7 protein-coding genes are annotated in these 6,764 nt (G+C 37.4%); all 7 read right to left on the reverse strand.

Going from position 1 to position 6,764, the window contains the following annotated elements:
* Window positions 1-141 precede the first annotated feature (141 nt).
* Entirely contained in the window at window positions 142-1,767 is a 1,626-nt protein-coding gene (gene groL, locus Q0A18_RS11210) for a chaperonin GroEL (protein ID WP_292010240.1), read from the reverse strand.
* A gap of 64 nt (window positions 1,768-1,831) precedes the next feature.
* Entirely contained in the window at window positions 1,832-2,188 is a 357-nt protein-coding gene (locus tag Q0A18_RS11215; protein WP_292010241.1) for a four helix bundle protein, read from the reverse strand.
* A 51-nt stretch (window positions 2,189-2,239) separates the two neighbouring features.
* Window positions 2,240-2,518, reverse strand: a complete 279-nt coding sequence (locus Q0A18_RS11220) for a co-chaperone GroES (protein ID WP_123262470.1) — start codon at window positions 2,516-2,518, stop codon at window positions 2,240-2,242.
* 115 nt (window positions 2,519-2,633) lie between these two features.
* Entirely contained in the window at window positions 2,634-3,410 is a 777-nt protein-coding gene (locus Q0A18_RS11225; RefSeq protein ID WP_292010242.1) for a DUF475 domain-containing protein, read from the reverse strand.
* Window positions 3,411-3,418: 8 nt separating this feature from the next.
* Complete coding sequence (locus Q0A18_RS11230; RefSeq protein ID WP_292010243.1) at window positions 3,419-4,621, reverse strand: cation:dicarboxylase symporter family transporter; 1,203 nt, start codon at window positions 4,619-4,621, stop codon at window positions 3,419-3,421.
* A 67-nt stretch (window positions 4,622-4,688) separates the two neighbouring features.
* Window positions 4,689-5,975, reverse strand: coding sequence for a citrate:proton symporter (locus Q0A18_RS11235; protein WP_292010244.1), 1,287 nt, complete (start codon window positions 5,973-5,975; stop codon window positions 4,689-4,691).
* Window positions 5,976-6,004: 29 nt separating this feature from the next.
* On the reverse strand, window positions 6,005-6,694 hold the full coding sequence (locus tag Q0A18_RS11240) for a DUF2490 domain-containing protein (protein ID WP_292010245.1): 690 nt from the start codon (window positions 6,692-6,694) through the stop codon (window positions 6,005-6,007).
* Window positions 6,695-6,764: the final 70 nt, after the last annotated feature.

The raw sequence follows: 6,764 nt of genomic DNA on the forward strand, positions 1-6,764 counted from the left end.
ATATATTTCTTACTAAATTAAAATATTATAATCACATAAATTACGGAAAACAGTATTCTGGAAAATGCTATTTTAAGTTAACAAAAAACCGCTCTATAAAAATAGAACGGTTTATATATTAATTGCCTCGGTCGCTGACCGTTACATCATTCCTGGCATTCCACCACCCATTGGCATAGCTGGTTCGTCTTTTTTCACTTCAGTGATCACACATTCAGTGGTTAAAAGCATACCTGATACAGAAGCTGCATTTTCAAGGGCAACTCTTGTTACTTTCGTAGGGTCGATGATTCCTGCTTCAAGCATGTTTACATACTCGTCCGTTTTAGCATTGTATCCGAAGTCTCCGCTTCCTTCCGCTACTTTAGCAACGATTACGGAACCTTCACCACCTGCGTTGGCAACGATTTGTCTTAATGGCTCTTCGATCGCTCTTTTCACGATTTTAATACCTGTAGTTTCATCAGCATTTTCTCCTGAAAGATTTCCTAGAGAAGAGATGGCTCTTACTAAAGCTACACCACCACCGGCAACGATACCTTCCTCAACAGCAGCTCTTGTAGCATGTAATGCATCATCCACTCTGTCTTTTTTCTCTTTCATTTCCACTTCAGAAGCAGCTCCTACATAAAGAACAGCAACACCACCGGCTAACTTAGCTAATCTTTCCTGAAGTTTTTCTCTGTCATAGTCAGAAGTAGTTGTTTCCATCTGAGCTTTGATCTGAGCTACTCTTCCTTTGATTTTAGCTTCATCACCACCACCGTTTACGATCGTTGTGTTATCTTTATCAATGGTTACTTTTTCAGCAGTTCCAAGCATATCCAAAGAGATGTTTTCCATAGTGAAACCTTGCTCTTCAGAAATAACCTGTCCACCTGTTAAGATGGCGATATCTTCTAACATTGCTTTTCTTCTGTCTCCGAATCCAGGAGCTTTTACAGCAGCAATTTTAAGAGAACCTCTTAATTTGTTGACCACTAAAGTAGCCAAAGCTTCACCTTCCACTTCTTCAGAGATGATCAATAAAGACTTACCTCCCTGTGCGATAGGCTCAAGAACAGGTAATAATTCTTTCATGGAAGAGATTTTTTTCTCTACTAAAAGGATATAAGGGTTTTCTACTTCAGCCACCATTTTCTCAGGGTTAGTCACGAAGTAAGGAGACTGGTATCCTCTGTCAAACTGCATACCTTCTACCACATCTACCGTAGTATCGATACCTTTAGCTTCCTCTACAGTAATTACTCCTTCTTTACCTACTTTTCCGAAAGCTTCAGCGATAAGAGAACCGATCGTTTCGTCATTGTTGGCAGAAACAGAAGCTACCTGCTTGATTTTATCTGTAGAATCTCCTACAGCCTGAGATTGGGATTTAAGGTTTTCAACAACAGCAGTTACCGCTTTGTCGATTCCTCTTTTTAAGTCCATTGGGTTAGCACCTGCAGCTACGTTTTTAAGACCTTCTCTTACGATAGCCTGTGCTAATACAGTAGCGGTAGTAGTACCGTCTCCTGCGATATCATTAGTTTTGGAAGCTACTTCTTTTACCATCTGAGCTCCCATGTTTTCTACTTTATCTTCAAGTTCGATTTCTTTTGCTACGGAAACTCCGTCTTTAGTAACGTGAGGTGCTCCGAAAGATTTTTCAATAACTACATTTCTACCTTTCGGTCCTAAAGTTACTTTCACTGCATTTGCCAATGCGTCAACTCCTCTTTTTAATGCGTCTCTTGACTCGATATCGAATTTTATTTCTTTTGCCATAATTGTAAGCTTTTAGCGACTTGCTTCTGGCTTTTGGCCTTTAAAGTCGCAGGTTTAATTAATTTTAATTCTGTTTTAGCTTGTTCCAGAAAGCAACAAGCTTCTTTTTTAATGTTGTTAATTCTTCCATGAGATTTTCGAAAGTATTGGTATCAATATATCCTAAATCTTTAGCAAGTATTAATTGGTTTTCGGCTTCGTTGGATGATCCTAAAGCAATATTAATAAAATTAGCAAATTCTTTATCTGAATTTCTGCCGCTTCCTTCTGAAATATTATAGCCAATTGAAGCGAAAGATCTTCTAATTTGAGAGGTCAACCCGAATATTTCTTCCTTTGGGAAGTCTTTGGTATGGGTGTAAACATTTAAAGTTAAATGATGGCTTAATTGCCATACTTCAAATTTTTTAAAATCCCTCATTGCCTAATTATGCTTTAATGCCAGCTGCCAAAAGCCATTTGCTATAAGCAATTATCCGATGATTCCCAATAAATCAGATTCTCTTACGATTAAATAATCCTTTCCTTCCAATTTTAATTCAGAACCTGAATATTTTCCATAAAGAACTTTGTCACCTACTTTAACAGTTGTAGGTTCATCTTTTTTACCTGGACCTACAGCTACTACAGTACCTTCTTGTGGTTTTTCTTTAGCGGTGTCCGGAATAATAATGCCTGAAGCTGTTTTAGTTTCTGCAGCGATTGGTTCTACCAATACTCTGTCTGCTAATGGTTTAAAGTTTACTGACATAATATATTTGTTTTTTTAATTATTTCTGTCTTGTAATTCTCTAAATGTATGCCAAGCATGCCAAAGGAAATTTTTGGCAGAAAATTACGGATGAGTGTGAAAATTTGGCAGAAAATTATTTCTCACGTTTTGGAAATCCGAAAAGATAGCTCGTAAGAATAGGTAACAGGAAAATCAAAACGGTAACTCCTGAAATCAGGATTTCCATAATATGTCCGCTTAAAAATAAGGAGAGTGGAGACTTCGGATAAAAGTGCTCATACAGGGAAAAAGAAAGTTTAAGACCTAAAACAGCAATCACAATAAATGCGGCAGTTTCAAGGAAAGGAAATTTCTGCATCAGCTTTACAAACCACTGGGCAATGAATCTCATGGCCAGAATTCCAATGAAGACTCCTAATATGATTAATAAAAGATTATCGGAAAAAGCGACCGCTGCAAAAACATTGTCAATGGAGAAAGCAAGGTCCATGACTTCCACCAAAACCACAGTTGCCCAGAAGTGACCCAATAAGCCAATGGAATTCCGGTACAGCCAGCTGGATTCCTTCTTTGCTTCTTCCTGTTCCTCTTCTTCTTTGGATGCTTTAAATTTTTTAATAAACCAGTCTACTGCAATATAAAGCAAATACAATCCTCCCAACGGTTTTATCCACCATACTGAAATAAGAAATGAAGCGAAAATAAGGGCGAGCCCACGAAAAACATAAGCTCCTACTATACCATATTTAAGTGCTTTTTTTCGTTGAGCTTCAGGCAGGTCCATTACAATCGTTGCCAGTACGGCGGCGTTATCAACGGACAGAAGGCTTTCGATGAGAATAAGATTGGCAATAATAGCCAAAGATTGAGCAGGGTGATGGAGTATATCTGCGAATTCTGAAAATATCATTTTAATAATTAATTTTTTATCTGATTGAGTTTAGAGATGATAGCACCGGAAAGTGCGATGCCTATGAAGTTGGTTACTGCCCTTGCTTCATTCATGAAGCGGTCTATGCTGTATAATAATGCAAGGTCGGACATTGGAATTTTTTTGAATCTGCTGAGGACAAATATCAGGGCAAGAAATCCTGAACCCGGAACTCCGGAGGCTGTCTTTGAAGCAATCGATATGATGAGAAAGAGTATCATATAATCTTCTATATCTAAAGAGATGTTGTAAAACTGGATGAGAAACAGGCAGCATATGGATAAATAAATACAGGCTCCCGCAAGGTTAAAATTATACCCTAAGGGAATTACGAATCTTAAGATCTCTCTGTCATACCCTTGAAATTCCAGCTTTTCAAAAATCATGGGAAAGGCTGTTTTGGATGAAGAAGTGGCTACTACAAGAAGAATCTCCTCCTTAATTGAAATCAGAAAATTCCAGATGTTAATACCAAACAGATAGGCCACTAATCCCAAGATCCCGAATATAAAAACAATATTGGCGAGGTAAGCACTCGCAACCACTTTACTTAAAGGGAGAAGAGTATTGATCCCATAGACGGAAATACTGTAAGCGATATTACAGAAAATAACAGGAGGAAGAACAATATATAAGTATTTAACCAAGCTGTAAAAAAGGTTTTTTCCTGTATCCAGAGCCTGCATGAAACTCTCTCTTTTATTGAATACGTTGATCAGAATCCCAACGGTGATAGAGATGAATAAAAAAATAGCATACTCACTCGTATACCAAGGAGTATTCGAAATCCCTATATGATCAATAAACTGCTGAGGAAGTTTTCCTTCGGCGGAAGAAAGAATAATTCCTGTATTGGAGCCGGGCTTTAGCAATAGCCCGAATCCTGCTCCCCATACAATACTCACAGAAGTGATCAAAAGAAAGTAAAGTATCATCTGGCCTGTGATCTTAAAAGCATTCCGTTTGTTGAAAATATTGCTGATACCATAAGTGGTTGCAATGAAAATCACAGGAACAATCAGAGCTTCCAGGGTCACAAAGAAATAATAGCTTACTACCTTCAGCTTCCGGCTGATATCGGGAAAATAATAACCAAATAATGCTCCACCAATAATAGATAGGAATACATATAAGGAAAGGTTTTTCAGATAGCTTCCTGTAAATATTTTTTGTTCAGGCAAGGAGTTCATGATAATCTTTGGTTCACTAAAGTAAATGTATGTTTTTATTAAATAAAAAATTATAGTTTTTATAGATTTATATTATTCCTAGAATCAAAGCACCGATCAACATGATAATAGATGAACCTATGGCCCATTTTAAAGTATATTTTAAGTGATCCGAAAACTCAACGCCTGCAAGAGAAACCAATAAATAAGTAGATGGAACCAACGGGCTCAGAAGGTGAGAAGCCTGCCCCACAAGGCTGGCTCTTCCCAAAACATCAGGAGGAATTCCCAGCTGGCTTCCTGTAGCTGTAATGACAGGTAATATCCCGAAATAATAGGCATCATTAGTAAGGAAAAAGGTAAGAGGAACACTGAATACTGCCGTGATCACATTAAGGAAATTTCCCCAGCTTTCAGGAATGATTTCTATAATACTGTTTCCCATAGCAGTCATAATTCCTGTACCATTTAATATTCCTGTGAAAATCCCTGCAGCAAAGATCATTCCTGCTACTCCCAATGCATTTCCTGCATGCTTGGAAATTATTTTTTGCTGATCCTTTAATTGTGGGTAATTGATAACTGCGGCAATACAGAATGCAATCATAAAAGCAATACTCAATGGAATGATATCGAGAATCATCACAGTGAGAAGGATGAGTGTCAGAATTAAATTAACATACAACAGCTGAGGCCGGCGAAGAGTGATGTCTTTTTCTCCGGCAATATCCTGGGCGCTGTATTTTTGATATTTCCCGTGTTTTGCTATTCTCTTTTTTTCTTTTATTCCCAATATGTAAGCGACAATAAAAACCCACGTAAGACCAATAAGCATGAGAGGGATCATGGGAACGAAAATTTGGGTATGGCTAAGTTTCAGAGAACTCATAACTCTTGCGGTAGGTCCACCCCAAGGCAATATATTCATGATTCCACCGGCTAGCATAATAATACATGTTAGAATTAAAGGGTTCATACCCTGCTTTTTATAAAGGGGAAGCATAGCCGCCACCACAATAATATAAGTGGAAGAGCCATCTCCGTCCAAAGAAACGAGTGTTGTTAATAAGGCTGTTCCGATTGTAGTTTTTACAGGATTGTCCCCCACAGCTTTTAAGATAGCGTTCACGAGGGGTTCGAAAAGTCCTGCGTCAATCATCAGGCTGAAATATAAAATGGCAAAGATCAGCATTACACCGGTAAGGGCAATTTCATTGACACCTTCTTTCATCATTTTTCCCAACTCTTCACCGAATCCGGCAATATATACAATAAGTAAAGGGATAAGAACCAAGGCTGTAAGCGGAGTCATTTTTTTATTCATGATGAGTATCATGAAAGCCGTAATCATTAAAAAGCCAAGTATAGTAAGCATGATATGTAATAAGATATTAGATTAGTATTTTATTTTTGTTTTTTTCTCCAGTCAAAGCTGTTTCTGAAGCCTATGAATCCATAATTACTGGTCTTCAGTGTTTCAAGCTGATTGATGAAAGCTAGTTCCAGAGCGGAGTTTTTCCCTATTTTAATTCCTATTCCCGCTGTTAAACGGTTGCTGTCAAAGGGCTCGTCTTTTACCATATTCATTCTGATTTCATTTTTGAGAATGCCATATAGTCTTTCTTTCTCTCCCTTTCTGTTAAATGGAATTCTTACAGAGATAAGGTACCGGAGCCTTACCGTAAATTCATCAGGATTACTGATAAACCTTTCTTCCACGCGTAAACGGTGAGAAAGAGAGGTTCTTCCAATGTTATTTTCAAAGGTTACCTGTTGAAAAGGGCGTTTTTCATATCGGATCTTTTTGGAATCATCAGCATTATAAGACTCTAGAATAAGAAACATGGCTCCGGCTGCCGGCTTTATATTGTCGGTTACTTCATAATCCACATAAGCATTCAGCAGAAATAATCTTGTATCATAAGCCAGATCAAAAGATCTGTATTGTGTAAGAGCAGTAAGGGTACTTTTATCTGAAACTTTTGCAGATAATAAATATTGAAACCACATATTATAATTATCCTTGCTTTGTCCTTTTGAAAAACTGTAAAAAGCCAGGAGAATAATAAGAGTTAATTTTAGCTTAACTTTCATTTGAAATTTGATTAATATTGCTATGTCTCAAATATATTTATTAGGGAAAGCTGCTTTTAAATTTTTCAAT

Origin of the sequence: Chryseobacterium sp., from assembly GCF_022712095.1 — a bacterium.
Classification (GTDB): domain Bacteria; phylum Bacteroidota; class Bacteroidia; order Flavobacteriales; family Weeksellaceae; genus Chryseobacterium.

Coding starts and splice junctions, on each gene's coding strand:
- Q0A18_RS11220 (WP_123262470.1), bottom strand. CDS start 2,518: ATGTCAGTAAACTTTAAACCATTAGCAGACAGAGTATTGGTAGAACCA.
- groL (WP_292010240.1), bottom strand. CDS start 1,767: ATGGCAAAAGAAATAAAATTCGATATCGAGTCAAGAGACGCATTAAAA.
- Q0A18_RS11225 (WP_292010242.1), bottom strand. CDS start 3,410: ATGATATTTTCAGAATTCGCAGATATACTCCATCACCCTGCTCAATCT.
- Q0A18_RS11215 (WP_292010241.1), bottom strand. CDS start 2,188: ATGAGGGATTTTAAAAAATTTGAAGTATGGCAATTAAGCCATCATTTA.
- Q0A18_RS11235 (WP_292010244.1), bottom strand. CDS start 5,975: ATGCTTACTATACTTGGCTTTTTAATGATTACGGCTTTCATGATACTC.
- Q0A18_RS11240 (WP_292010245.1), bottom strand. CDS start 6,694: ATGAAAGTTAAGCTAAAATTAACTCTTATTATTCTCCTGGCTTTTTAC.
- Q0A18_RS11230 (WP_292010243.1), bottom strand. CDS start 4,621: ATGAACTCCTTGCCTGAACAAAAAATATTTACAGGAAGCTATCTGAAA.